This window comes from Subtercola sp. Z020 (genome assembly GCF_002931235.1).
Taxonomy (GTDB): domain Bacteria; phylum Actinomycetota; class Actinomycetes; order Actinomycetales; family Microbacteriaceae; genus Subtercola.
On the sequence record NZ_PSTT01000142.1, the window covers coordinates 1 to 3,687 of the forward strand.

General features: G+C 75.1%; 2 protein-coding genes. Both read left to right on the plus strand.

What is annotated here, in order from left to right:
* Nucleotides 1-2,157: Ig-like domain-containing protein (locus C5B96_RS17495; protein WP_104246509.1), on the plus strand; the 2,157-nt coding region annotated here is incomplete at its 5' end.
* Entirely contained in the window at nt 2,124-3,590 is a 1,467-nt protein-coding gene (locus C5B96_RS16805; RefSeq protein WP_158507231.1) for a glycoside hydrolase family 76 protein, read from the plus strand. The genes C5B96_RS17495 and C5B96_RS16805, both read left to right, overlap by 34 nt.
* Nucleotides 3,591-3,687: the final 97 nt, after the last annotated feature.

Below are 3,687 nucleotides of genomic sequence, written 5' to 3' on the forward strand. Positions count from 1 at the left end.
CCCTCCGACCCCGCACCCGTCGCCAGCCCGCAGATCACCTCGCCGGGCAACGGACGCCTGGTCAGCGGCGGGTTCACCATCGCTGGCACGGCCGAACCGGGCAGCAGCGTGCAGGTCTCGGCGAGCAGCCGCTCCGACCCGCTCTGCGTGATCACGGTGGGCGACGACGGGTCATTCTCCTGCTCCACCGGTTCGCTGCCGAACGGGCCGGGAGTGCGGCTGAGGGTCGTGCAGCTCGCCGAGGGCTCCGCCAATCTCGACGACAGCGTCACGGTGAACGTGCTGAACGCGCCGACGGTGGAGTCGGGCTCAGCCTCCGGTGCGAGCACCGGCTACGGCACCGTGCGCGGCTCGGCGGCCGCGGGCGCGACCGTCGTCGCGTCGGCCGAGGGCGCCGCCGGGTCGTACCGCTGCACCGCGGTCGCCGACGGCTCGGGCAACTGGGCGTGCAACCTCGGCGCGGGCATTCCGAGCGGCGACCTCCGCGTGCGTGCGACCCAGACGACCTCGTGGAGCGGCGGTCCCTCGGCGACGAGCTCCGCCCTGACCCTGCGGATCGACTCCGATGCGCCCGCACCGCCCGCCATCACCGCCCCGGGCCCGGGTGCCTCGGTTCGGGCATCCGGAGCCGTCTTCTCGGGCACGGGCGAACCGGGCGCGCTGGTCACGGTGTTCGCGGGCTCCTTCGCGGCCTGCACGGCGACCGTTCGAACCGGCGCGTGGAGTTGCACCGGCGGCGAGTTGGCCGCGGGCCGGGTGGCGCTGTCGGCGATCCAGCAGGATACCGCGGGCAATGTCAGCGACGAGAGCGCCTCGTTCGGGGTGCAGTTCGTGGCGGCGGCCCCCGCCAGCCCGTCTCCGAACGCGACGGGCGCGCCGGGCGCCGGGGCCGGCGGGCCGCAGAACCCGGGCGCCGGTGCGGGAGCCGGGGCAGGAGCAGGCGCGGGCGGCTCCAACGGCACGGGCGGCGCGACCGGCGGCGAGAGCGGCAACGGCAGCACCGGGGGCACCGGCACTGACGGATCGGGCGCGGGCGGCTCCGGCACGGGCTCGGGTTCCGGCGCGCCGGGCGGCAACCCCGGCGGCGACCCGGGCAGCGGCGGCACCGGCTCAGACGGCTCGCCCGGCGGCCCGGCCGCACACGCCGATGCGCACGCCCGCGACGGCTCCTGGGCCGGATCCACCCGGTTCTCCGGCTCGCTCCAGCCGGTCTTCGGCAGCACCTCGGGCATGAACTGGCTGATCGCGCTCGGTGTCGCCGTCGCCGCACTGCTGCTCATCGCCGCGCCGGCGAGGCTCATGGCCGGGGCGCTCTCCGTCGCCTCGCACGCCCGGGCGAGGCGACGCGGAACACTGCTGACCGGCCGCAACCGTTCCCGCGACGAGTTCGAACGCGCCCCCGACCTGAGCATGAACCCGTGGCTGCTGGCCGGCATCGCCGTCGTCGCCTCGGCCGCGATCGGCATGCTCTCGGGACCGGTCGAGAACCAGCCCTCGTACCTCCGCCTGCTCGCGGCGATCGTCATCGCGTTCGGGGTTCTGAACGCCGTCTCCGTGCTGGTACCGAGAGCGCTCGGGTTCCGGATGCTCGGCATCCGTTCGACGATCACCTTCGCGCCGCGCTACCTCGCCCTCGCCGCTGTTGCGACCCTCGTGTCGAGGGTGTTCACCATCGAGCCCGCACTGCTCTTCGGACTGGTGCTCGCGATCGGCTGCGTCGAAGGGGCGAGCGTCAGCGCCCGCGCCCGGTTCGCAATGCTGCACCTGCTCTCCCTCGTCGTGCTCGGCGGCCTGGCCTGGACGACCGCGAGCGTGCTTCCCGCACTCAGCACACCGGCCGGCGCCTTCGCGACCGAGGTGCTCAACACGCTCGTGCTCGGCTCGTTCGGGGCCGCGGCGGTGCTGGTGCTGCCGTTCGGGCGGCTGAGCGGGCGGGCGCTGTTCGCCTGGTCGCGGGCGGCCTGGCTCGCGACGGCGCTCGGAGCATTCACCCTGCTCGCCGCAGTGGTCGCGCCCGCTGTCGCCCCCGCGGGCTCCGGGGTCTCGCTGGCCCCCGCGCCGGCCCTCGTGCCGCTGCTCCTCGTCGCGGTCGGGTTCGCCGCGGTGAGCCTGTCGGTGTGGGCGTGGCTGCGCTTCATCGCTCCGGCGCTGCGGTGACGGGCGGCGGGATGCGCACGGGCGGCGACGGCCGGATACGCGGCGACGCGGGTGCCGGAGCCAAGCGCGGTGGCGGCGACGCGGGCGCCGGCGCATCCTGGAGCCGACTCGCCGACGGAGCGCAGCAGAGCCTGACCGACCACTTCCAGAGCCGCCTCGTCGGCGCGCGGTGGCTGCACAACACGTCGCCGCTGCGGCTCGCCCAGCTGGCGACGTTCAACTACTGGTGGCTGGCGCACGCGGTCGAGGTGCGCGTCGACGGCGCCGAGCGGCGCGGCACGGGAGGGGGGCCGGATTCCGCTGCTGTGCACGCCAGCGCCCAGAGCGCCCGCACACCGAGCGCCCGCGCACGGATCGCCCTCGCCGAGAAGACCTATGCCGGCATCCTGTGCCGCAACCGCGGGCTGTTCAACCACTACTTCGACGACATGGGCTGGCTGGCGCTGGCGGCGGTGCGGCTGTTCGACGCGACGGGCTCCGAGCGGTACCTCGCCGATGCCGAGGCTCTGTGGGAGCACATCCGCGAGAAGGGCGGCAGCCGGGAGCGGCCGGGCGCGATCGCCTGGCGCGACACGCAACTCGACTACCTCAATGCGCCGACGAACGGCGCCTTCGCGATCCTCTCGGCCCGGCTGGCCACGCGGGTCGCGGCTCGCGAGGGGGTGCGGGCTGGCGCCGCGCGCTACGCGGCTGCGGCCGACGAGTCGCTCGAGTTCTTCACCCGCACGCTGGTCGCCGGGCAGCAGGCCGCGATCGACGAGGGGCTGCCCCCGGGGCCGGCAGACCTCGTCGCCGACGGACTCAACCGGCAGGGCGACGGAGCCCTCGACACGGGATGGCTCTTCAGCTACAACCAGGGGCTCTATGTCGGCGCGCTCGTCGAGGCCTTCGACCGCACCGCCGACGCCGCACAGCTCGACCGCGCGGTGCGCACGGCGGTCGCGACGCTGGCAGCGCTCGCGCCGTCGGGTCGCTTCGTCGGCGAACCGGCGCGCCTCGGCGAGCGCGGTGGGGGCGACGCCGGCCTGTTCAAGGGCATCTTCCTCCGCTACCTCGAACTCCTCCTCGAGCGCCTCCCGGTCGATGGTGAGGGGTTCCGGATGCTCGCGCCCCCCTTCACGGCGATGACCGACCTGCTGGCGGCAGCGGTTCCGCCCCCGCCCGTCGGCGTTTCTCGGCCGACCTCTCCGCTTCCCGGCGCTTATCCGCCGGTGTTCCCGCTCGTCGACGATGACTGGGCCGCCCCTCCAGCAGCGCCCGCGCGCACCGCCACCCGCACCACCTCTCCGCGCACCACCGCTACCCGCACCACCGCTACCGGCACCGCCGCACCGACGACCGCGCTCACGACGCAACTCGCCGCGGTGATGGCGGTCGAAGCGCGCGCCCGCTTCGAGCTGCACCGAGCATCCCGCACCACTCCCCCGCACTGATCGCCCTCCGGCGCCACCCCCCGCCGCCAAGTGCCGCGGGTGAGCCGCGGCACTTGGCGGCGGGGGGTGGCGCCGGAGGGCGATCAGTGCGGGGGAG